A 21,151-nucleotide genomic window follows, 5' to 3' on the forward strand; every position below is an offset into this window, starting at 1 on the left:
CTGAATCCTTTTCCGCCTCAGCCGCCTCTTATCCGTGAACCGGCCGAGCGGGCCGACGGACACCAGGAGGAACGAAGCATGACCATCGCGATCACCGCAGTGGCCGGTGTACTGCTGGTCTGCGTGTGCAGCGTGACGTTGCTCAAGCGGAGGAACCGGAGCCGTGGCTGATCCGCGCCGGTCACGACCGCAGATCACCGGACACGAGCAGGACACATGAGCCGGAGTTCCCCCTGGCCCGACGAGCGGCTGGTCAAGGCCGCCCAGGACGGCAGCATCAGCTCGCTGACCGCTGTGATCGTGGAGTCGCAGCCCCATGTGCGCAGGTTCGCGCTGTCACTGTGCGCCACACCGCAGGACGCCGAGGACGCGGCTCAGGAAGCACTGATCATCCTCTACCGGAAAATCGGCACGCTCCGCGCATCCGGCGCCCTGGCCTCCTGGATGTTCCGCATCGTGCGCAACGAATGCCTGCGGCACCTACGGCTGCTCACCTCCGCCTCCGTCGCCGAAGAGGCCGGCAGCGATCCGGCGCCCTCCGCGGAGACCTCGGTGCTGCGGCGGCTGGACGCCGAGCGGATCGCCGTCGCGATCAGCGGTCTTCCCCGCGACCAGCGGCAGGTGCTGATCATGAGAGACGTCCAGGGGTATCCGGGCCGTCTCGTCGCACAGTCGCTCGGCCTGAGCAACGCGGCCATGAAATCGAGGCTCCACCGGGCCCGGGCCGCTCTGCGGCAAGCCCTGGCGGCCTAGGAAGCAGCCGAAGGAGAGACACCACCGTGAAGACCGCCGAAACCGGCAAGCCCGTCCGCGCGGAGGCGGGCTCCGCCGTCTCCTCCGTCCCCCGGCACCTGCTGCGCGGTGTTCTGGGCTTCGGCCTGATCACCGGCTCGATCGCCCTGGTGCCCTTCGCCGGCCCCGCCGCCCTGCTGGCCGCACCCCTGGGCCTGGTCGCCCTCCGCGGCTGCCCGGCCTGCTGGATGATCGACCTGGCGCAGACCGTCTCCCGCGGCCGTCTGGAACGCAACTGCACGGACGGCGTCTGCACCCTGACGAAGGCGGGCGGCACTGGTCTGCCCCGGGTCTGATGGAGTCGGGTTGCCGGAGAACTGATCCAGCGGCATCCGGAGGCCGCCATGCCCCGCAGCTGTCCGCGCGAGTTCCGCCGCCGGGTTCAGACCGGTCGCCCGTGCCGTGTCACCAACCCGTGCCGTGTCACGGAGGTGATGACGGAGGAAACAACGGCGGTCACGACGAGGCTGCCGATCATGACCATCCCCACGCCGACCATGAAGAGGCCGCTGGCGTCGTCCGACCAGTCCAGGAAGGCGGCAGCGGTCAGGCCGGTCGTGGTACCGGCCACCGCGCCCACGACGTGGTTCCGGAACGCCGCCCAGCACACCGGCACCAGCAGGGTCGACACCAGCCCGATCACCTGCCACGCCTCGTACGGACCGGTCGACGAGCCGTCGGGGTGCACGTCACGGTGTTGGTCCCAGCCCAGCCACACGGCCCACATCACCGACGCCGTCACGGCCGGCACGAGGGCCGACGCCAACCGGGGAAGCAGTTTCACAAGTCCTTGACGCATGCCCCGATCCTCCCGCCGCACGCCGTCGTCGGACAGCGCTCACGTACTCAGATCCGTCCGAGTACGTGAGCCGGGGAGACGGGCCACCTGAAGTTCCCCTTGAACGTGGACGGTTGCTCCCGCGTTGCGCCACACATGGAATGCTGCGTTCACAGGCCCTCAACCCGAGGAGTCCGCCAGGTTCATCGAGCGCTTGACCGATGAGCCATGAGCATCGACCAGCACGTCGAGCAGCCCGGCGACCTCGCGTGCTTCACAAGAGCAGCCGCAGCGGAACCAACGGCGGCGACTGCGTCGAGGTGGCTACCGCAGCAGACGCCGTGTACGTACGGGATTCCAAGGCCGTGGGTGACGGTCCCGTACTGCGGGGTCGGCCGGGACGAGTGGGCCACGTTCGTGGCGCGCTCCGCATCAGCCCTCACGGCATGCGCCGCCTACGTCCGTGTGTCCTCGCCCACAACCGTGTCCCAGGCCGGTAGCGGTACGCCGTCGGACGCGCTGATCCGGGTCACCTCGCACCGCATCCTGCGGACGGCGGCGAAGAGGCGTCGCCGGGCCGCCGGGCCGTCCTCCGGCGGGAACGAGATCCGGATCTGGTGCGGGTGTGACATGTCGTAGGTGAGCAGCCAGTCGGTACCGACGGTGGCGAAGTGGTCCTGGCCCGAGTCGCCCTGGGCGGAACGCCAGGTGCCCCGGTCCGCGGTCGGGGTCAGTGCGTCCCGGAGGATCGCCAGGCGCCGGTCGTGGGCGAGCGGCCCCTCCGTGAGGCGCAGGCAGCGGTGGTCGCGGGGCCGGAACGCGTTGAACCACGGGGCCGGCCCCGGTTCCATGTCCGCGAGCAGCCGGGAGTCGACGCGTCCCCTGGTCCATGCCTCGACGAACCCGGCGGCACCCATGGGATGGGTCTCGTACCGGCCTTCGCTGCTCCACACCACGACGGGCCAGTTCTCGGCCGTTCCGGTGGTGAGCCAGCAGAGCCGGTCGGCGTCGATGGTGGTGCCCCAGATCAGCAGGCCACCCGGAGCCGGATGGAGAGGGTACGGGTAGCGCTCCCGGTCCCTCTCCGCCGTACCGGACGGCGTGCCGCTCTGCCACGCGAGGCCGTTGTGCCTGCTCGTGCCGAACGGGGTGCGAAGGTTCAGGTAGTCGCAGAACTCACCCCACCCGTACGTCTCGACGAGGTGCTTGTAGTCCTCGGGCAGCGGCGTCCCGAGCGCGGCCTCCACCGCCGGCCAGTCTCCGTGGGCGTCGACGGGAGCCTGGGGCGGCGTCATGAGCTGTGTCAGTTCCGCGTTCTCCGTCACGGCACGTCGCGGCGTACGAGCGCCCTGGCGAAGGGCTCGCCCGTACGGCGGGCGTACGTCATCCGCTCGCGCACCTCCCGCAGCGTGCGCGGACGGAATCCGGGCCCGCCGCAGCAGCTCTTGTGGAAGCGGACGCCGGCGTGCAGGAGGACGGACAGCGTTCGCCAGGCCGCGGTGTCCCGGCGCGGGGGCGCCGCGAATGCCGACCCCACGTGGATCAGCGGCTGCGCGCAGCGGGGGCAGGTCCGGTGCGGCCTGTCCCTGTCGTAGGGCTGCTTGTACGAGGCCCGACAGGGCAGGCAGACGTAGGAGGTCTTCGCGTGGCCCATGCGGCAAGGGTAGGCGGCGCCCGCGCGAAGCTCGACGCGTTTTGGGAGCCGGGCTTCCTTGTAGATCTTCGGGGATCCCTCCCGGCGGGGCCGTCGCACGGTGGCCGTGCGGAACGGAGGCGCCGTGCCGCACACTCTCCGGGTGATCGTGTTGCAGCCCGTCCTCGAAGTCGCCGCTTCCCCCGGTTTCGCGCTCTGGCCCGTCGCCGGGATCGAGCCGTACGGCTTCCTGCCGCTCAGCGGCGCGCTCACGCCCGCCGAGGTCGGCACGGCGGTCATGAGCATCGCCGCCCACAACGACGTCGTACCGGCGGCCGACGACCACCCGTCACGGCCCGAGGACCCGCTCGGCTCCTTCCTGCACGGGCTGCTCACCATGGACGGCCTCTTCGTCTCCGGTGGCCTGCGGGTCACGGACACCGCCTCCGGCGTCACCTTGCTGCCGGGCTGCTGCAACGGCCTGGAGGAACGCGGCGACTGGTTCGACGTCCTCGACGGGAACGGCTGGGCTTCCTTCGGCCACGACCCGTCCCCGCTCGCCGAACGCCACGGCGACGCCGTCCGCCTGACCGTGGACGCCGACCGGGACGACAGTCCAGTGATCGAACTCACCGCCGCAGACCTGCGACGTCTGCTCACCGGAGCGGAACGCGACCTGACCGAGTTCCTGGCCCTGACGGCCGCATGGGCCGCCCGGCAACTTCCGGACCACGCAGCCCCGGTGACGTCCGCCCTCACCCGCGCCCTGCTGCTCCACGCCCCGGACCTGCCCTGCGCATAGGCTCTCGCCAGCCATCATGTGCGCGGAGACGCGGCTTGCGACGCCGTCGGCACCAGGCGCGGCGGCAGCGGGCGAGGAGGGTTCCCGTAGGCGGCGTGCGCCCGCTCCTGTTCGCGGTGCCAGATCTTCAGCAGGGCCTCGTCCGTCTGCGGGACGGCCAGACCGGCCGTCCTGAGGATGTCGCGGAAGCAAAACACCGGTCCACCGTCCGGTCACGTGACCAGAGCGGACAGCAAGGGATCCTCAGAGGGGGCCTTGCCGTCGACTGCGGTCAGTCGCCGCGGGAAGTCCGACTCGACCCGCCCACCGTTCAGAAGTACGGCAGGGATCGTGTCTCCTTGTGCGGCCACTGTCACCAGTTGCCGGGAAGCCGATCCGCCGGGTCTTCCGTGTCGGCCTGTGCCCCCGCCGGAGACGGCGTCGACCGCGTCTTGTTCGCCGTGCGCAGCCTGCTCTCGTACTTCTCCAGCCAGGCCGTCCTCTTGATGTCTTCCTCAGCCGCCCGCAGAGCGTTCTCAAGGCGGACCACAGGATTCTCGGGCGCCTCCCTCATGAACCTCTTCCGCTGACGCGACGATAGTTGCCGCCCGTCACGCAGGGCGAGCCACGCGCGAGCCTGACGGACGGCCTTCTTCGCCCGTTTGCGAGGGAACTGACTCAGCTGAGGCTGAAGTTCGTCGAGCCGGACGACGAGTCCACGGACTTTTCCATCGTGGCGCTCGGCGCCACCAGTGTTTCGGGCGTACGAGACGCGGCGGCGCTGTGCCTTGGCGGACACCGCTCCGCGCTGGGCTGCCGGCTCTTCCGGCGCGAGCGACATGCGCGGTGGCATGGTCCTCGACGGTGTTCCATAGGCTGCGAAGACCCGCTCCGTCTCGATGTCGACCCAGCGCTCCAGGCGGGGCGAGACCTCTGCGTACAGGACACCGAGTCGGGACAGCACCCTGGACAGGTACGGGAGTGGTTCCCCGTTCTCCCGCAGGAGCACGGAGAGGACCGGCACGTGCTCCCGCAGCGGGCTGTCGACCGCCACCAGGAGAGTCTGGCGGTCAGTGGTCGAGTGCGCGGCCAGCTCGGGGCTGACCGTGTGGGCCATGGCTTCCCATGTGGTCGTGCATCGCAGACGCGCATGGTGGGCCAGAACGTCGCGCAGGGCCGTCACCAACTGCCGTCATGCGGGAGCAACTCGCGCGGCTACGGGACTGCGTCTGCATGCGGAACGTGGACATTCAGGTGATGCCGACCCGGCGGGCCGCACACAGCGGGGTCAACGGCCAGATCGTTCTGCTGGAAACCGTCGAACGACGACAGTTCGTATCCATCGAGGCCCAGGGGATCGTGAACATCCGCTCCGACCGGAACGAGGTCAGCGAGTTCTGCCTCCAGTATGGAATGCTGCGCTCACAGGCCCTCAACACCGAGGAGTCTGCCAGGTTCATCGAGCGCTTGGCAGGGGAGCTATGAGCATCGACCAGCACATTGAGCAGCCCGGCGACCTCGCGTGGTTCAAGAGCAGTTACAGCGGGACCAACGGCGGTGACTGCGTAGAGGTGGCCGCCGGCCCGGGTGCCGTGTACGTACGGGACTCGAAGGCCGTGGGCGACGGGCCCGTGCTGCGGGTCGGCCGGGACGAGTGGGCCGTGTTCGTGGCGCTCGTGGCCGGATAGTCCCGCCCGGATCCTCGGGCGGGACCATCTCCTGTCGGTGGCTCACGCCTCGATGCGCAGCCAGGTGTCGCCCGTGCGGAGCCAGAGGGTGCCGTCGCGGCCCTGTCCGCAGCGTCCGACGACCCGGCCGGGGACGCGCAGTGTGCGGCGGTCGGTCGCCGTCCAGGTGGTGCCGTCGAACTTGGCGCGGGTGAGTTCGACGGTCCGCCGGTCGTGGTCGCGGCGGGTCAGCACGGCCCGGTCGCCGCGCACGGCGAAGCCGTCCGGCTGGTGAACGGGGCTGGGATGGCTGGTCACTTCACCGGTGGACGGGGTGACGCGGGTCAGGAAGGTGCCCGACCTGCTGTGGGTGTACCAGACCAGCCACACCCGGTCGCCCTCGGTCGCCGCGGTGCACCCTTCCAGCGGGTGGGCGGGCAGCCGGTCCCCGGGGGCCCACGTCGCGCGGCCTTCGGTGTCCCAGCCCGCGAGACCGGCTCCCGACTCGGGGTGACCGCCGTAGATGCCCTCGTCCCCGTAGGCCGTCCAGATCCCTCCGTGGCGGTCGGTGATCAGGGCGGGTATGTCGTCGCCGACACAGAACTCGTTCTCGGGCGTCCCCGAGGGGGAGAACACCATGGCGTTGGGCCCCCAGAGGCCGTCGGCCCCGGGCCGGGGCGTACGGCCGCTCACCAGCAGGAAGCGGGAGTCGGGCAGCAGGGCCAGGTGGCTCGGCCAGAGCCGGACGTTCTCCACCGTGGTGCGCCGCTCCCCCTGTGCGGTGACGGTGACCAGTTCGCCCGTGAACGGGTTCTTCGGCCGCCATGCGTGCCATCCCTTGCCGTAGCGGCTGCGCTCCAGGTGGCGCCGGTGGACGAGCATGACCGCGAGTTCCCCGGCCGGCCCGGCGCTCCACCACAGGGCCCGATGCCCTCGGAAAGTGTCGGCGGCGGGCAGGCTCCACGCCTCGTGCGCCGCGATGCCGGAGTCGTCACTCATCCGTTGACGGGTCATCAGACGTGTCACCTCTGGAACTCCGGTGGCCCACGCCGACCGAAGATCCCGACTCTACCAGCCCCGGATCTCGGCCTCTCCGTACCCCCGCCGGCTGGTGATGAGAGCGTTTCTCCAGCCTGGAGGGCGCAAAAGGCGAGGTGGGTGGGCAGGTCGGCTGGAGAAACGCTCCAATCTTCTGCCTGACGTGGCGCCACCGGGCGACGCGCGGTGCCCCGCCGGGGCCGCGTCCTACCCGCGTGCGTGCCGGCCGCCTGAACACCTACCCTGCGCCAGGGCGATCGGGCCGGAACGGAGAATCGACGATGAGCATGTACTTCGACCTGGGTGACGAGACACTGTGGAACCCTTCGAACGGTGCCGGCCGCCTCTTCATGCGGCAGGTGGAGGTCTTCGAGGCGGAGCTCGGGCTGCCCTCGGGAATCGGCCAGGGCCGGTACTGGCGTGACCCGGACGTACTCGAAGTCGATCCGGTCGCGTACGCGGAGTTCGTGCGCGGCCTCGTCGTGTGGCACCGCGAGACACGTCACTCCGTGATCCTCACGCTCTCCGAGGGGTTCGCGGCGACAGCGGTCGCGCTCGCGCGGCGGGCGGGGATCGAGGTGGAGATGCCCGCGGCAGGGGCCGGCGATGTGTGGGGTGGCGTCCGACGCGACGTGCAGGTTCCCGGCGACGTCCGGGCCTCGTCGGCCGCCGTCGTCGACGCCCTGGACACGCGGGCGCGGGAGGTGGACCGCTGGATGGCCCGCTGAGACGGTTCGTCCGACACCGCCGTCCGCCGCCTCTCGCTCACCGCCTGTGGTCGTACGGGATATGGCTCACGCCTCGACGCGCGGCCAGGTGTCGCCCGCGCGGAGCCGGAGAACCCGTCGCGGGTCCGGACGCGGGGCGTCCGGCGACCTGGCCGGGTACGCGCGGCGTGCGGCGGCCGGTCGCCGTTCAGGGGGTGCCGTCGCGCTCGGCGCGGGTGGGTTCGGCAGTCCGCCGGTCGGGGGCGCGGCGGGTCGGCACGGCCCGGTCGACGGTCCGTCGCCGTGCCGGTCACCTCGCGCCGGACGTCATCGCCACGAGTTCGCCCAGCACCTCGCGCTGGATGTCGGTGAACGACCGCTCCTCGCCCTCGGCGACCCACGTCCCGAAGGCCACGCCGAACACCGTCACCCCGGATTCCGCGGCCAGCCTGGCCGTCACGTCGGGGACTCCGCGCGACCGGAGGGCGGCGGCGATCGTCGTGGCCATCCCCGCCATCTTCAGCAACTCCCGTTCCTGCAGCGCGGGGTTCTCGGAGATGATCCTCTGCCGTCGCCTGGAGTGGTCGCGCCGCTCCGCCGCGAAGAACGGCGCCGCCGCCCACAGGCCGGCCTCGACCATCTCGAGCGCTGACGCGTCCGGCGCCGCCCCGGCCACGCCCTCCACGAACGCCTCCTCCAGCAGGATCTGGCCCCCGAACAGCACCTCACGCTTGTCGGCGAAGTGACGGAAGAACGTCCGCTCCGTGACACCGGCGGCCTGGGCGATGTCGGCCGCGGTCGTCCTGTCGTAGCCGCGGCTGACGTAGAGCTCCGTCGCCGCCGCCTGTAGCCGATCCCGTGTCCCGGGCTCCCATCTCACCATGCCCCCACTTTAGTGATGACAGACGCTGACGTGACAGCTACAGTGATGTCAGTCGCTGACGTCAGTGACTGACATCGCCTGCCTGGTCGGCATCGACCGGGCTCGAACATCGGAAGAGAGCTTTCCCATGCGTGTTTTCGTCACCGGAGCATCCGGATGGATCGGCTCGGCCGCGGTCGACGAGTTGCTCGCCAACGGCCACGAGGTGACCGGGCTCGCCCGCTCTGACGCCTCGGCCGCGTCCCTCGACGCGAAGGGTGTCCGGGTACGCCGCGGCGACCTGGACGACCTCGACGGCATCCGGGAGGGCGCCGCGGCCGCCGACGCCGTCCTCCACCTCGCCAACAAGCACGACTTCGCCGACCCCGCCGCCTCCAACCGGGCCGAACGGGCCGCCGTGCGGACGATCGGCGACGCCCTCGCCGGATCGGGCCGTCCCTTCCTGCTGGCGTCCGGCATCGCCGGCCTGACGCAGGGCCGCACGGTGACCGAGGAGGACAGGTCACCGTTCCACGGCCCGGACTCCCCCCGGGGCGGCAGTGAGAACCTCGCGCTGGAGTACGTCGAGCGCGGCGTGCACACGGTGAGCATGCGGTTCGCCCCGACCGTGCACGGCGACGGGGACCACGGCTTCATCGCGACCCTCACCGCGATCGCCCGCGAGAAGGGCGTCGCGGGCTACGTCGGCGACGGCACGAACCGCTGGTCGGCGGTCCACCGGTCCGACGCCGCACGGCTCACCCGGCTGGCACTGGAGAAGGCCCCGGCGGGGACGCTCGTGCACGCGGTGGACGAGGAGGGCATCCCCGCCCGGGAGATCGCGGAGGCCATCGGACGAGGGGTCGGCGTCCCCGTGGCCTCGATCGAACCGCAGGACGCGGAGCGGCACTTCGGCTGGATCGGCCACTTCTTCGCCGCCGACATGCCCGCGTCGAGCGCGCGTACGCGGGAACTCCTCGGCTGGGTGCCGAGCGGGCCCGGCCTCGTTCGGGACCTGGAGGCCGGGCACTACTTCCGCGCCTGACCGGGCACGGCCCGCGCGGCCGCTCCGACAGCCCGGCCGCCGCGCCCCGGAGAAGGTTCCGGCGGGACCGCTCCGCCGCGCGGCACGGGCGTCAGGGGGTCGGACGGCGCATGGGCGGCCGGTTCAGCACCTCGATGTACTTGATCCGGCCGTACACGACATCAAGGATCAGCATGCCCTCCGAAGGCGAGAGCGGTACGCACCGGTAGCCCTCGCCGTACGGCTTACCCTTCTGGTGCACCGCCGTGTACATGCTCTGGCAGAAGTCGTCGCCGCAGCCGCACAGGGCGACCAGACGGACATCCCACACGCAGATGGCCGACTCGCGCTCTCCCTCGTCCTCCAAGAGGGTGGTCAGTTCGGCGATGAGGTCGGGGAAGACGTCACGGACGAGGGGATGCTCCTGCTCCATGCGCGGAGGGTAGCCGGAGCGGCGACGGGACGGTGCGGTGCGGCCAGGGAGGTGGAGTAGATGGTGGACGCGACGGCACGCCCGCTGTGGACACGTGCTCTCGTCCGGGAGTCCGCGAGGGCCCGGCACCTCCTCGCCGCGGGCGAGTGGCGCCTGTCCCCGGCCGACGCCGAGGCGGTGAGGGCCGTCCTCGCCCGCCTCACCGCCCCGCTCCCGACCCGGCGGGGCACAGCGGTACGAGCGAGGACGACGGACCGCGACAGACGGCTTCAACGCATACTGCGGACCGCCGTCCGCCACCTTGACGCCGGTACCGTCGGTCCGCCCGCCGCCGCCCTCCTGGCCGCCGTCGCCCGCGCCCTGCTGCCCTGGCACGCGGCCCCGAACCCGCCCCCCGCGGCGGCGGCCCCGCAGTACGGCATCGCGCCGGACACGACGGAACGCACGGCACCGCCGACCGAAGCGGGCGAAGCCCTGCTCCCCGGCCTGGCCGCGCTGTTCACCGCCCTCGCCGCGACGAACACGCCCGGCGCCGTCCCGCTCACACCGCCGGTCGAGTCCTGGCAGGCCCGTCACGCGGGCAGATTCCGTCGCTACACCAGACCCGCGCGGGATGTGTGGGCGGCCGAAACCGTCGGCTGCCCGGAGTGCGGGGGCAAGGACGGCCCATGGACGGTGACCTGCGACTGGCACCGGGCCACGTTGGGCTGCCCCTGCGGGACGGTGATGTCCGAGCACGGCCTCGCCTTCTCCGAGATCTGGCTCGTCCTGCCGGAAACCTGACCGAGTCTCCGGGGCAGCGCACCTCGCGAGCGGCCCCTCGCTCCGGACGACCGGGGCGTCCGGCCGTCAGCCGCGTCACAAGCCGTGAATCCGCACCTGTTCGATCCAGGTGCGGCAAGGAACGAGGCCCGTTCCGAACGACTGCCGTGTCAGCGCCGAGCCGTCCATGATTCCGCCGTGTTCTGCGGGAACCGGCCCTCGCTGCGCGGGATCGCACGGGAGTCGGTACGGGCGTTGTACGGGCCCAGCACCGTATCCGGGCCGTTGCAGCGTGCGTTGAGCAAGGTCCGGTGGACGTATTGGGCGCCGCCGTGTGTGGAGCATGTGGTGCTCGTGTCCTCCATAACGGTGCGAACCTAACCGCACCTGCCCGCCGCCGACGAGAACCTGACCGTCGAGCGGCTGCTCCAGGACAGCGGGGCGAGTTGGACGATCCTGTGTTCGACATAGTCCCCCTCGAACGCCCTGTGGTGGGCGGCGTCGATCCAGGTGCACTATGCGGGCATCAGGCTTTCCGCCGACATCACGGCGGTGGCCCGGGCCGCGCTGACCGAGCCCGGTCACCACAGGCGGGCGGACGTACGCACTGACCGGACCGGAACGCATCACGCCCCGGCAACAGACCCGAGCCATTGGGGCGGCCCTGGGACACGATGTGTCCGTCGAGGGGACCGGCCGGGAAGAGGCGCACCAGAAGATAGCCTCTTCATGGAAGAGCAGACCGCACACTCGGTGCTCGACTTGATGGGCGGGGACGTCAACGATGAGCTGCTCACGGTGCATGACACGGACCAGCGGCTACCCGGCTCCCCGGCCAAAAGCTTGGAGCAGTGGGCCGTGGAGAACGTCGCCGCGTTCCGTTGGCGGTTCGACGGGTGCACCGCAGTCTCCCGCGGGATGCCGGGCGGCGCGTGGGTTCATTACGACGACTTCCTCTTCTTGGACTTCTTCCCGAGGACCGGCAACGGACGGGCGTCCCTCAGGATGCCGCCCTTCCTCTTCGCCCTCTCCTGCGGACTCACCAGCGTCCGGCGCTTCCGTTTGCTCTTCTTCACCTCGCTGTTCAGCCAGTCGCGTGCCGTCCTCATTTCCCGCAGTAGATTGATGTGTTCGGATTTCGGCAGGGTGACTATCGAGTCTTCCGCCTGCTCGAGAAGACCCACTACGAGCCTTTCGTTCCGTCTCTCCCGTGCACCGCGCAGAGCCTCATGAAGTGGTGTGACCTCCAGTACCGAGGCGCGGGCCTCGACATGGACGATGGTCCGCTGCACCGGCGGCTTGGCTCTCGGCGCGACGATCCGTCCGTCGGCGGTGAGCGCCAGACGCGCCGGAGCGGTGCGGGACGGCATTCCGTACACAGCGAACGCCCGGTCGGCCTCCCGCTGGCACCAGCGCTTCAGCACCTGTGTCGTGGCCGGTGTCCCGCCGGCAACGGCGGCGACGACTTCTCTGATGTAGGGCGGTGGTTCGCCCTCTCCGGTTCTCAGAAGGGCCGACAGCAGTGGTGCGCCCTCTCCGCCGGCTTGCTCCACTGCGATGAGCAGACCGGCCCGGTCCTGCGGAGAGACCCCCAGCAGGTCGCCGCCGGCTGTGCGGCACAGCGCCTCCCAGGTGGGCCGGATCCGGAAGCGTGCGGCGTTGATCAACGCTTCCCTCAGCGCACGGACCTGGCCGCCTCGCGACCTCGGCGCCGCCGCGATACCTGCCACATCGAGAGGTCGCAAGCCAGAGGTGCGGCGTCGCAGCTTGACTCCTGGCACCCGCAGCCCCTCGGGAGTCATGGCGCAGGCCCGGAGCGGCACCCATTCGGTGTTGTTCTGGGGGCCCTCCGCCCGGAGACGGATGTGCCGGGCCGCGCCGTGCGTCTCGAAGCGGAAACGAAGCAGATACCCGTACTCGTCGCACAGTTCTTCCACGGTTTCCGGTTGCACGGTGCTCGGCCCGAGGACCCAGTCGAGGGTGGCCGCCTCACGCGTCAGCCGATCACGCATGCTGGTCCACTCGGCATGAGAGAGCTTGCTGAACTGGAAGCGTACGTGCTGCTGCCCGCCGTTTCCGGTACGGAAATCAACGGCGTCGCCGGGCCCCAACCCGAGGTTTCGTGAGGTGGCACGTCCTTTGATCCCGATTCTTCCGGTCCAGGCGGCGAGGTCGTCCTTGAGGAAAAGGTGATCGGCGCTGTTGGCGCCCGTGGCCGTGCGGTGGCAGGAGGTGTGGGGCCGGTGCGCGAAGTGGCAGACCTTGTCCCGGTACAGGCGGTCGGAAAGCTCGTTGCCGCAGCCGCCGAGCTGAGTTCCGCACCAGTATGTGGAGGCACGGTGACCGCGGCGCCACCGCAGCAGTTCGTCGGCGTCCGTCGGCAGGATGATCGCGCGTCCCGAGTTCGGGCTCCCGATCACCGCGGTCTGCACGAGCCTGCTGTCCGGACCACTCACTGCTTCCCCCGGGGGTCGCCCGCACCTGCCGGGGACGACGTCACACTGATCGTTTCCAGCACCAGTATGTGGTTCCTACACTTACTCCACAAGCTGTCCTCTCTCCCACTTTTCGCCTCCGTGCGGTCAGCTACCGGCTCCTGACAAGGCACCCAGGAGCACCATGGCTTCGCGGCGGCTCAGCAGTTCGTGGAAGCGCTCATTGCGGAAGGTCCGAAGGCACGCGTAGCAGCTGCTCTCGGGTCCGCACTCACAGCCGTCCATCCGGGCGACCGCCGCTTCGACGACGGCTTCGAGATGCTCGCCGATACGGATCGTGTTACCCGCGCCGCCCGGCGTGGTGTCGAAGAGCAGCAGCGACGGCATGCCGTCGGTTCCGGTGTGGACCGTGCCGTCGATGTCGTCCCTGCTGATCTCCAGGTGGGTGGCCGCACCTTCCAGCAGTGCGTAGAGACCGGAACGGAGGGTTTCCTGCGTCGCGCTGAGGGCGGTGAGCGAGTCGAGGTGGATCTGGAGGAAGTCCGTCTGGTACCGGTGCGCGAGGGAGACGACCCGGAGCGGTCCGGTGCACTGCGCGTCCTTCAGCAGATGGGGGTGTGCCGCACCCCGGGACGCCGCTCGCGCGTGCGGACGGCCCCAGCCGCACCAGTCGCAGATCTCGTACCCGGCGCCGCCCGGCCCCTCCGAGACGACGACCATCTCGCCCCGGGCACCCGCCGACCAGGCCGTGGTGTGTCCGGAGGTGAAGACAGTGGTTCCCTCGTGGACGTCCGCGGTGTCGGTGGACATGTGGACGTCACCGTGCCAGGAGCGGCGTGGCGGTGTCTGTCCCGGGTTGCGCTGGGGTCCGCGCGCGGCGACGAAACCGTAGACCGGCTCGACGTAACGGCGCGGCGCGGAGGTGGACAGCGTGCCGCAGGCGGTGCAGGTGGGATCGACGGGCTCGGTGGCCTCACCATAACGGCCACAGGCGTCGCACACGGTGTAGTAACGGCTGACCAGTTCGCGGTCGGGCAGGCGGTAGACGCCTGCGGACGCCCACAGACGACCGCCCGCCACGATCTCGGCTCCCGGCGCGTACTCGTGGACGGCGGCACTGAGATCGCGGGTGAGTTCGAGCTGTCCCGATACGGCGCCGCTGTCCTGCGGGATGCGCAGTTCGACGGTGTCCACGGGGAAGCCGTACTTGGGCAGGACGTTGCGGTTGGCCAGGACACCGAGCAGGTCACGGTGCGTCAGGTTGCGGATGACCTTCTCGTACATGTCCGCCAGCCGGTACTTCCGGGCGGCCACCGCCTGGTCGCGCCGCTCGCTGTAGGCGGTGACGTCCTGGTCGAGGATCTGTCCCGCGGCCCGCAGCAGCCGGTCCAGTTCACCGATCCAGGAGCCCGACTCCACGTCGATCTCGTCCTGGACGCTTGCGGGAAGCACCCGGCGGATCGAGGCCGCCACGCTCTCCGGGACGGGCGTGAGCCAGTCGCGCACGATGTGGGCCGCGGTCTCGCCGGTGGTGTCGTCGGGCAGGAAGAACTCGCCCGCCGTGCGCCAGATGCGGCCCCGTTCCTCCTTCATGGCGCGGAAGAACGCGGCGAGGGCGATCGAGTGGGCGTGGCGGCGGTCGATCCGGACGTTGTCGACGGGGACGATCGGGGCCCGGACCTCTCCAGCGATCATCCGGTGGGGTTCCGCGAACCGTGCGAGGTCGTGGGGACGTCGCTGGGCGTAGGTGAGGACGAGCGCGGCGGAGTCCGCGCGCCGGCCGGCGCGTCCGGCCCGCTGCACGTAGTTGGCGGTGGAGGGCGGCATGTTGCGCAGGACGACGGCCTGCAGTTCGCCCACGTCGACGCCGAGCTCGAAAGTGGTGGAACAGGAAAGGGCGTTGACCTGCCCACGGACGAACTCGCCCTGGATCTCGGCGGCTTTTTCGCCGGTCCACTGGGCCGTGTGTTCCTGGGCGCGCAGCGGAACGGGGTCGAAGGTGCGGTAGAGGCGGCGAAGGTGGCCGTCCGTCTCGGTGGTCGGCTTGTACTCCTCGAGACGGCCGGTGCACCGCAGGGTGGGACACACCCCGCGTACGGACACGGCGACGACGCGGCGGCAGCGGTCGCAGGCGTGGAGCGGCTCGCTGTCCTCGGTGACGGACCGCAGACGCAGCCAGGCGTGGTCGAGCCGGCGGACCGCGCCGATGCCGGCCTGGTTCTCCCCCTTCATCCAGTCGACGAGGTGTCCGGTGGTGAGGTCGGTCCACAGCCGGCCCAGGATCTCCAGGGCGGCCCCGCGCCGGTCGCCCTGGTGTCCGAGGGCGTCGAGCACCCGCTCCAGGTAGTCGACGCGCCGGTTGGAGACACCCGCGCCACTGGGCAGCCAGCTGATCACCTTGCGTTTGGCGTCGGACCCCTTGGAGCGGACCCAGACGGGTCCGCGGCGCGGGGCGAACGCCTCGTCGCCCGCGTCGACGTCCTCGGGCATGGTGAGCGCACCCTGGTTGCGCACGGTGCGCAGCAGTTCCTGCACCAGCCACCAGGCCTCGTCGTCGGTCAGGCCGAGGGAGGTGAGCGCGGCGGGCGGCTGCCAGAAGGGCTCGCGGTCGAGGTCGACCCGGAGCAGCCCGAGTCCTTCGAGCGACTGGCGGTCGTCGACGCTGAGCACTTCCTGCATCACCCACAGGGCGACCTCGCGCTGCTTGGCCTGGCGCGAGTCGTTGCGGCGGAAGACGCCGGCGCGGTCGGCGGCGCGGATGGTGTGGGCGACGAGGTCGCCGATGTGCAGCGGCTCCTCGGGGTCGGTACAGCCTTTCAGCGCGGCCTGGGTCATCAGGCGCCGGTGCTGGATACGGGTGTAGGACTCCTCCAGGTAAGGGGCGAAGTAGGCGGCGGCCTGACGGCTGTCGCTGAAGAACAGCAGCTTGCGGCCACGTCCCGGCAGCGCGGCGGCGGGTCCGTCGGTCGCCGGGGGCAGCGCCTGGTAGAGGGCGGTGCCGAGGACGGAGGCCGCGGCCTCGTTGCCCGTCTCGAAGAGCCGGATCATGCCGTGTCCGCGGGCACCGCAGGAGAGGCAGGAGGCCGGGGTTCCCTCTCGGGTGTCGAGCTGGTGGACGCGGCGCAGTTCGGTCCCCCGGCAGTCGTCCGCCGTGCAGGCCGCCGTTCCGGCGGGGTGCACGGCGGCGCAACGGGTGCACAGCCTGCGTTCGCTGAGTCCGCCCTTGGCGCTCTCGCCGAGGGTTTCGTCGTCCTCGTCGACGCCGGCGCCCGAGTCGTCCCCGTCCAGGAGCAGCCAGGTGTGTGGCTTGTCCGGGGATTTGCGGTGCGCGAGACGGGACCGCGCACCGGGGCCGTCGAGGGTGCCGTGCAGGTGGACGGCGCCACAACGGCGGCAGGCGCCCAGCTCGAAGGAGGGCCGTGCGCAGTGCGGACAGACCTCGTGGCGGGCCAGGTCGAGGTGGGGGCCGTTCGGGTCGAGGCAGGTGAACGCGCCTTCGGTGGCCCGTGCGAAGAGGTGGTAGCGGGCGGAGAGAACGGGGGCACCGTCGGTGTCCGTCACTTGACTCGCGAGCTGGATGAGCGCGGTGACGGCGGCCGGTCCCACCGGATCGCCGGGGAAGACGGCCTGCGCGATGTCGCGCACGGGCCGGGGTCCTTCGGCGAGGGCCCGGCGCAGGGCGGCGGTGCCGGCTTCGGCGGCGAGGGCGGCGGCCGGGGTGGTGTCGGCGGGCAGTCCGTGCATGCGTGCGGCCGACACGATCTCGGGGCCGGGGTCGGCCGTGGCGGCCAGGCGCAGGTACTCGGTGGTCGGCAGCGGTCCCCAGTGGGGACCGCCGGGCGCGGCCACCCGTGTCGCGGTGACGAGGTCCTGTGCGGCGGGGTCGTCCGCGTCCCAGTGGAAGGGGACGTCGAAGAGGGCCTGGGCGAAGGCGGTGACGGCGGCGGGGTTCTCCTCCGCGCCGACGGTGGCGCTGGTGGCGATGGCCTGGATGTCGCGCCCCTGGCCCACCCGGTCCTTCAGCCGGCGCAGCAGCATGGCCAGTTCGGCGCCGCGCGCTCCGTCGTAGACGTGGGCCTCGTCGACGACGATGAACTTCCAGCCTCCCGCGTGCTCCCCCTCGAAGAGGTCCATGTCCTGGGGGCGGAGCAGCAGGTACTCCAGCATGGCGTAGTTGGTGAGCAGGAGGTGGGGCGGGGTGGCGCGCATCTCGCGACGGCTGAGCAGCTCGTTGGGCAGGCGCGGTTCGCCGGGGTTGAGCTGCTCGAAGGTGTCGGCGGCGCGGCGCGGGTCGTCCTTGGTGTCACCCGTGTAGCGGCCGAAGGTGATGTGGGGGGTTGCGGCGAGCAGTCGGCGTAGGCGTTTCATCTGGTCGTTGGCCAGCGCGTTCATGGGGTACAGCAGGAGAGCGCGGACGCCGGGGCCGAGGGTGCCGCGGGCGTGTTCGGCGGCGAGCGCGTTGAGGATGGGGAGCAGGAAGCTCTCGGTCTTGCCGGAACCCGTGCCGGTGGCGACGACCAGGTTGCGTCCGGCCGCGGCCTTGCGCAGTGCCTGCTCCTGATGCCGGTACAGGGGGCGGTCGGCGGGCAGGGCGGGACCCGTCAGCTGCCGGAACGCCGGGTCCAGTACGCCTTCGCCGATGAGTTCGTTCAGGGTGGCGCCCGGCGCGTAGGCGGGGGTGGCCTCCAGCAGGGGGCCCTTGGTGAGCAGCGGGCTGGTGTCGATGGCCTGGGCGAGGGCCTCGGCCAGGCGGGGTTCGCGCAGCGGCAGCAGGGAGCGCAGGTAGCGGCGGTAGGTGTCGCTGATCAGCGTGGACGTGGCGAGCGGGTCGAGGCTGTGCACGGGCTGGCTCCGGGTCTGCGGCGGGCGGGGCGGGTGTGACGGGGACGATGGCCGAGGACTGAAGGCCGGTATGGCTGTCTCCGGCGGGGTTCAGCCGGTGGTCTGCACGGTCTCCGCGGTGACCAGGCATTCCGCGAGGGCCAGGTCGACGGCGGTGAGATCGGGCGTGTGGACGGCCACGGACGCCCACAGCGACCGCAGTCCTCGCTCCAGTTTGACGGCCCGAGGGTTTCCCGCAGCGGCGATTCGGGCGATCAGGGCGCATCCCAGTGAGAACTGGGGCACCCGCATCCACGCTTCACCGGGGCTGCGCAGCGTACCCGGCTCCCGGTCGCGGAACGCCGTGGCCAGGAGGGGATGTCCGTCGTCGAGGAAGTTCCCGACGGCCGTCAGCCATTCCTCGCACTCCTCGCGCACGGTGTAGTACTGAAGGGTGCGGCGGTCGCGGAACGCCTGCCAGGCGGCCGCGGTCCGGGTGTCGGTGTCCAGGAGTCCGCGCGGCACGACACCCGCCGTGCGCCACACGGCCTGCTGCTGGATCTCGGGAAGCTCGTTCAGGGCTCGGGCGTGGCCGTCGAACCGGCCGACGGTGCGGCTGGGGTCGTCCTGCCCGGACAGGATTTCTGTACCGGCGCTTCCCAGGAACTGTCCCACCTCGTCGAGGAGTTCCTTCTCCTCCGGATACAACTCGTCGATCTGATAAGCCGGGTCGCCGGACAGGTACGGCAGCAGCGGCGCCGTGAGCAGCAGCGCGCACAGGGGCGCTCGCCTCCAGACCGGGCGTACGGCGACCGGATCCGTCACCTCCCGGATGCGCAAGGCGGCCAGGCCGCTGCCCACCAGCGCGGCGGCCAGTTCGCCGGAGCGCAGGGAACTGTCGGCCGCTCCCAGGAGGGCGTCGGGCCCGGCCTCCCCCAGTGCCTGCACGCACTCTGCCGGTGCGGTCTCCTTCGCGCCGCACTCCTGCAGGTCCCGGCCGCGGGCGGCCACGATCCACTGGTACGGAACGGCGTCGGTGCCGCGCGGCAGCGTTCCGCGCCCGCCCAGGTACTCCGTGGTCCGGGCCGCGGCAGTGCCGTCGACGACCGAGGATGTCCAGGGGGAACGGCGCAGTACCAGGGTGTCGCGGTCACGCAGGCTGGGCCAGGCAGGCGCGGCGTCGGCCGTGTGGGTCCCGGCGTGCAGGCTCACGACGAGCGGGCCGGCCGACCGCCAGGCGGCGGACAGCGGGATGCGACCGCTGCCGTCGACCGGCACGCTCAGCGGTTGCCGCCACGGGGCGAGGACCTGGTAGAGCCGGGCGGTCAGCTCGCCGGGGTGGCGCAGCCCGCGCAGCAGCAGCCCGGTGCCGTCCGGTACGACCCCCTCCGCGATGGGCTGGGTGCGGACGGTGCCGACGTGCACGTCCTGCCCCGCGACCAGCAGCCGCAGTTCGGCCTTGGCGCAGTCGCGGACGGTGTCCGTCAGGGCGGCCAGGGAGTAACGCAGGTCGCCTTTGCGGGTCCGGACGCGCCGTTCCGGCTGCAGGCTGACCAGGGTCGTTCCCTCGACGACGAGCACCAGTTCGGGGGTCACGGCCACCGCCTGCTCGGGCAGGCGCACGGTCAGGGCGCTGTCCCGCGCCAGGTCGGCCGCGTCGATGTCGAGCGGCCGGATCGACCAGGGAAGAGGACTGCCGTCGAGTTCCAGGCGGACCTCGGAGTACGGGACGAGCGCCTGGACCCGGAACCCGCGCGTACCGTCGCGCAGGACGAGGTCCCTGGTGGTCTCGTACGGGGCGAACTCGACCGCGCTCCGGGAGACGGTGACCGGTCCACCGCTACGGAGGTCCAGTCGCGTCGGCACCAGTCCGCCCTGCGGAGCGAGCAGGCGCCACTCGGCCGAAGGCGTGGCTTCGACGCCTTCGGCCAGGAAAGCGCTGAGGCGGCGCCGGCCCCGCCGCCCAGGGCGGTGGACGAGGATCTCGTACGGGCCGAGCAGTGGGCCGGGAACATGCTCCCAGGGGTCGAGAAGAGCGCCGGGCGCGCCGGTGCGGCAGGCCAGGACCGTCTCGTGGCCGGGGCGGCGCACCTCCACCTGCCAGTGCTGTGCCTCCGGCTCCCCCGGCCGGCGCCGGAGCCGGAGCGCGGGCCGCCGGTTCCACACCGGTGCTCCGTCCTCACCGGCGAGCCAGGGCAGCGTCACACCCCCTTCCCAGCCGAACGACCGCCCGACCGCCACCTCCAGCCACCTGCCCGGCGCGGCTCCGGAGGTACGGAGCCGGGTCACGTCGGCCAGGGACACCTGGCTCAGGGTCCACCCGCTCCAGCCGTACGGGGTGGGCAGTTCGACGACCGCGGCCGGCCCGCCCTCCGTCTCCAGGGTGCCCACGTGCAGCAGGTGGACCTCGGCGGCGGGCAGCGGCTCGTCGAGGGGAAGGCGATGACCGTCGGCGGCGAAGGCCAGCAGGACGGTGTCCGGGTCGACGACGGCCGACGCGTGGACGGTGCCGGCCGGGTCGGTGGCCTCGACGCGGCGGACGGGGCCGGGCAGGACCCAGTGCGGCGGCGACGCGGCGAACGACTCGCCGTCGGCCGCCAGCTGCCAGCCGGCTGCGTCCGGACCGCCGGGCAGGGCCAGCAGGACGCTGCCCGCGCCGGGCCCGAGACGGAGCTCCGGAGGAGCCGTGACCACCTGGGGCGCGGGGACGAGCGAGGGGGCGTCCGGCAGGTCCGCGATGGTCGGCGGACGCCAGGTCCAGCCCAGCGAGCGGGCCGCCTCCTGTGCGGCTGTGAGCCAGACTTCATCGTCCGTCGCTGCTTTCGAGGCGGCACGACGGCGGCCGAGTTCGGGACGAGCCGTGACGACACGCGCCCGCGCCTCGGACAGCAGGTCCGCGAGGCCGGGACTCTCCCTCTGCGTGCTGAGCGCCACGGCATGCACCGTGCAGGCGGGCCAGCGCGTGAACACGGTGTCCCACGGCAGACCGGACCGCTTCGCGAACAGCACGTAAGCCACGAGTGCTTCCATGACGAGCGCGGTCCGCCGGACGACGGAGTCCGTCCTGTCGACGGCCGACGGCTCCCCCGCCTCGCGCCACGCCCGTTCGCAGTCGTCCAGCAGCTGCGTGGGATCCACCAACATGTTTCCCTCCCCGACCGGACCGTACTTCCTTGCAGTCCGGACCGGCTGATGTTTACCTTTTTACCATTCCTTCACGTCAAAGCCGCACGGACTCCGCATGCGGCTCCGGCTGTCACGTTGTCAGTGGCGGGTGGTCCAATACGAGAGGGTTCGTTACACCGCTGTTCAGCACATGGAGGCACGTCGATGACGACAGACGTCGAGGCCGGAGCGTCAGCCGCGCTGTACGCCGGGCTTCTGACCGCAGCGGGTCCGGAGCGGAACCTGACGCTGG

At 71.3% G+C, this 21,151-nt stretch carries 20 protein-coding genes; 9 read left to right on the forward strand and 11 right to left on the reverse strand.

What is annotated here, in order from left to right; all coding sequences use genetic code 11:
• Positions 1 to 216 precede the first annotated feature (216 nt).
• Positions 217 to 753 carry an RNA polymerase sigma factor gene (locus IH50_RS0127920; protein ID WP_030868072.1) on the forward strand — a complete coding sequence of 179 codons (537 nt, stop codon included), beginning with the start codon at positions 217 to 219 and terminating at the stop codon, positions 751 to 753.
• 26 nt (positions 754 to 779) lie between these two features.
• Complete coding sequence (locus IH50_RS0127925) at positions 780 to 1,088, forward strand: hypothetical protein (RefSeq protein WP_037873010.1); 309 nt, start codon at positions 780 to 782, stop codon at positions 1,086 to 1,088.
• An 86-nt stretch (positions 1,089 to 1,174) separates the two neighbouring features.
• Here IH50_RS0127925 and IH50_RS0127930 read toward each other — a convergent pair whose 3' ends face one another.
• Positions 1,175 to 1,591, reverse strand: a complete 417-nt coding sequence (locus IH50_RS0127930; protein ID WP_030868078.1) for a hypothetical protein — start codon at positions 1,589 to 1,591, stop codon at positions 1,175 to 1,177.
• A gap of 200 nt (positions 1,592 to 1,791) precedes the next feature.
• Here IH50_RS0127930 and IH50_RS40145 point away from each other — a divergent pair, with 200 nt between their 5' ends.
• A complete protein-coding gene (locus IH50_RS40145) occupies positions 1,792 to 2,070 on the forward strand; it encodes a DUF397 domain-containing protein (protein ID WP_107062160.1) in 279 nt (92 codons plus the stop codon).
• Here IH50_RS40145 and IH50_RS0127935 read toward each other — a convergent pair.
• Together IH50_RS0127935 and IH50_RS0127940 are read right to left on the reverse strand one after the other, a co-directional pair.
• Positions 2,026 to 2,895: an SMI1/KNR4 family protein gene (locus IH50_RS0127935; protein ID WP_037873012.1), complete on the reverse strand. Its 870-nt coding sequence runs from the start codon at positions 2,893 to 2,895 to the stop codon at positions 2,026 to 2,028. The genes IH50_RS40145 and IH50_RS0127935 overlap by 45 nt on opposite strands.
• Positions 2,892 to 3,224, reverse strand: a complete 333-nt coding sequence (locus tag IH50_RS0127940) for a hypothetical protein (RefSeq protein ID WP_030868422.1) — start codon at positions 3,222 to 3,224, stop codon at positions 2,892 to 2,894. Before IH50_RS0127940 ends, IH50_RS0127935 begins: the two co-directional genes overlap by 4 nt.
• A 124-nt stretch (positions 3,225 to 3,348) precedes the next feature.
• Here IH50_RS0127940 and IH50_RS0127945 point away from each other — a divergent pair, with 124 nt between their 5' ends.
• Positions 3,349 to 4,005 carry a hypothetical protein gene (locus IH50_RS0127945; RefSeq protein WP_030868083.1) on the forward strand — a complete coding sequence of 219 codons (657 nt, stop codon included), beginning with the start codon at positions 3,349 to 3,351 and terminating at the stop codon, positions 4,003 to 4,005.
• Between the two features lie 14 nt (positions 4,006 to 4,019).
• Here IH50_RS0127945 and IH50_RS0127950 read toward each other — a convergent pair whose 3' ends face one another.
• Both IH50_RS0127950 and IH50_RS0127955 read right to left on the reverse strand, forming a co-directional pair.
• Positions 4,020 to 4,202, reverse strand: a complete 183-nt coding sequence (locus tag IH50_RS0127950; RefSeq protein WP_030868086.1) for a hypothetical protein — start codon at positions 4,200 to 4,202, stop codon at positions 4,020 to 4,022.
• Positions 4,203 to 4,357: 155 nt separating this feature from the next.
• The gene (locus IH50_RS0127955; protein ID WP_158801306.1) at positions 4,358 to 5,038 is read right to left on the reverse strand and encodes a hypothetical protein; all 681 of its coding nucleotides are present in this window, start codon (positions 5,036 to 5,038) and stop codon (positions 4,358 to 4,360) included.
• A gap of 71 nt (positions 5,039 to 5,109) precedes the next feature.
• Here IH50_RS0127955 and IH50_RS0127960 point away from each other — a divergent pair, with 71 nt between their 5' ends.
• Together IH50_RS0127960 and IH50_RS0127965 are read left to right on the forward strand one after the other, a co-directional pair.
• The gene (locus tag IH50_RS0127960; RefSeq protein WP_030868093.1) at positions 5,110 to 5,469 is read left to right on the forward strand and encodes a Scr1 family TA system antitoxin-like transcriptional regulator; all 360 of its coding nucleotides are present in this window, start codon (positions 5,110 to 5,112) and stop codon (positions 5,467 to 5,469) included.
• The gene (locus tag IH50_RS0127965) at positions 5,466 to 5,672 is read left to right on the forward strand and encodes a DUF397 domain-containing protein (protein WP_030868095.1); all 207 of its coding nucleotides are present in this window, start codon (positions 5,466 to 5,468) and stop codon (positions 5,670 to 5,672) included. Before IH50_RS0127960 ends, IH50_RS0127965 begins: the two co-directional genes overlap by 4 nt.
• A 42-nt stretch (positions 5,673 to 5,714) precedes the next feature.
• Here IH50_RS0127965 and IH50_RS42765 read toward each other — a convergent pair whose 3' ends face one another.
• Positions 5,715 to 6,650, reverse strand: coding sequence for a hypothetical protein (locus IH50_RS42765; protein ID WP_234328248.1), 936 nt, complete (start codon positions 6,648 to 6,650; stop codon positions 5,715 to 5,717).
• Positions 6,651 to 6,970: 320 nt separating this feature from the next.
• On the opposite strand from IH50_RS42765, the gene IH50_RS38045 reads away from it, so the two are divergent.
• Complete coding sequence (locus IH50_RS38045) at positions 6,971 to 7,417, forward strand: DUF6086 family protein (RefSeq protein WP_051767472.1); 447 nt, start codon at positions 6,971 to 6,973, stop codon at positions 7,415 to 7,417.
• Between the two features lie 289 nt (positions 7,418 to 7,706).
• On the opposite strand, the gene IH50_RS0127980 is transcribed toward IH50_RS38045, so the two are convergent.
• Positions 7,707 to 8,279 (reverse strand): TetR/AcrR family transcriptional regulator, encoded by a 573-nt coding sequence (locus tag IH50_RS0127980; RefSeq protein WP_030868103.1) that lies wholly within the window; start codon positions 8,277 to 8,279, stop codon positions 7,707 to 7,709.
• 127 nt (positions 8,280 to 8,406) lie between these two features.
• Here IH50_RS0127980 and IH50_RS0127985 point away from each other — a divergent pair, with 127 nt between their 5' ends.
• Positions 8,407 to 9,303: an SDR family oxidoreductase gene (locus IH50_RS0127985; RefSeq protein ID WP_030868105.1), complete on the forward strand. Its 897-nt coding sequence runs from the start codon at positions 8,407 to 8,409 to the stop codon at positions 9,301 to 9,303.
• A gap of 91 nt (positions 9,304 to 9,394) precedes the next feature.
• Here the strand turns inward: IH50_RS0127985 and IH50_RS0127990 are convergent, their stop codons facing one another.
• The gene (locus IH50_RS0127990; protein WP_030868108.1) at positions 9,395 to 9,715 is read right to left on the reverse strand and encodes a hypothetical protein; all 321 of its coding nucleotides are present in this window, start codon (positions 9,713 to 9,715) and stop codon (positions 9,395 to 9,397) included.
• 60 nt (positions 9,716 to 9,775) lie between these two features.
• Here IH50_RS0127990 and IH50_RS0127995 point away from each other — a divergent pair, with 60 nt between their 5' ends.
• Complete coding sequence (locus IH50_RS0127995) at positions 9,776 to 10,498, forward strand: hypothetical protein (RefSeq protein ID WP_030868111.1); 723 nt, start codon at positions 9,776 to 9,778, stop codon at positions 10,496 to 10,498.
• Between the two features lie 920 nt (positions 10,499 to 11,418).
• On the opposite strand, the gene IH50_RS0128000 is transcribed toward IH50_RS0127995, so the two are convergent.
• The 3 genes from IH50_RS0128000 to IH50_RS0128010 all read right to left on the reverse strand — a co-directional run bounded on the left by IH50_RS0128000 (position 11,419) and on the right by IH50_RS0128010 (position 20,871).
• Positions 11,419 to 12,909: a competence protein CoiA gene (locus tag IH50_RS0128000; RefSeq protein WP_234328249.1), complete on the reverse strand. Its 1,491-nt coding sequence runs from the start codon at positions 12,907 to 12,909 to the stop codon at positions 11,419 to 11,421.
• A 150-nt stretch (positions 12,910 to 13,059) separates the two neighbouring features.
• Positions 13,060 to 17,754, reverse strand: coding sequence for a DEAD/DEAH box helicase (locus tag IH50_RS0128005; protein ID WP_030868118.1), 4,695 nt, complete (start codon positions 17,752 to 17,754; stop codon positions 13,060 to 13,062).
• A 90-nt stretch (positions 17,755 to 17,844) separates the two neighbouring features.
• The gene (locus IH50_RS0128010) at positions 17,845 to 20,871 is read right to left on the reverse strand and encodes a hypothetical protein (RefSeq protein WP_158801310.1); all 3,027 of its coding nucleotides are present in this window, start codon (positions 20,869 to 20,871) and stop codon (positions 17,845 to 17,847) included.
• Positions 20,872 to 21,151 lie beyond the last annotated feature (280 nt).

The organism is Streptomyces sp. NRRL S-37 (genome assembly GCF_000721605.1).
In the GTDB taxonomy this organism is placed as follows: Bacteria; Actinomycetota; Actinomycetes; order Streptomycetales; family Streptomycetaceae; genus Streptomyces.

Excerpts from the sequence above, each read along its gene's own strand:
- IH50_RS0127960 (WP_030868093.1), top strand. The coding sequence starts at position 5,110 with ATGTGGTCGTGCATCGCAGACGCGCATGGTGGGCCAGAACGTCGCGCA.
- IH50_RS42765 (WP_234328248.1), bottom strand. The coding sequence starts at position 6,650 with ATGAGTGACGACTCCGGCATCGCGGCGCACGAGGCGTGGAGCCTGCCC.
- IH50_RS38045 (WP_051767472.1), top strand. The coding sequence starts at position 6,971 with ATGAGCATGTACTTCGACCTGGGTGACGAGACACTGTGGAACCCTTCG.
- IH50_RS0127980 (WP_030868103.1), bottom strand. The coding sequence starts at position 8,279 with ATGGTGAGATGGGAGCCCGGGACACGGGATCGGCTACAGGCGGCGGCG.
- IH50_RS0127995 (WP_030868111.1), top strand. The coding sequence starts at position 9,776 with ATGGTGGACGCGACGGCACGCCCGCTGTGGACACGTGCTCTCGTCCGG.
- IH50_RS0127990 (WP_030868108.1), bottom strand. The coding sequence starts at position 9,715 with ATGGAGCAGGAGCATCCCCTCGTCCGTGACGTCTTCCCCGACCTCATC.
- IH50_RS0127930 (WP_030868078.1), bottom strand. The coding sequence starts at position 1,591 with ATGCGTCAAGGACTTGTGAAACTGCTTCCCCGGTTGGCGTCGGCCCTC.
- IH50_RS0127965 (WP_030868095.1), top strand. The coding sequence starts at position 5,466 with ATGAGCATCGACCAGCACATTGAGCAGCCCGGCGACCTCGCGTGGTTC.
- IH50_RS0127940 (WP_030868422.1), bottom strand. The coding sequence starts at position 3,224 with ATGGGCCACGCGAAGACCTCCTACGTCTGCCTGCCCTGTCGGGCCTCG.
- IH50_RS0127920 (WP_030868072.1), top strand. The coding sequence starts at position 217 with ATGAGCCGGAGTTCCCCCTGGCCCGACGAGCGGCTGGTCAAGGCCGCC.
- IH50_RS40145 (WP_107062160.1), top strand. The coding sequence starts at position 1,792 with ATGAGCCATGAGCATCGACCAGCACGTCGAGCAGCCCGGCGACCTCGC.
- IH50_RS0127985 (WP_030868105.1), top strand. The coding sequence starts at position 8,407 with ATGCGTGTTTTCGTCACCGGAGCATCCGGATGGATCGGCTCGGCCGCG.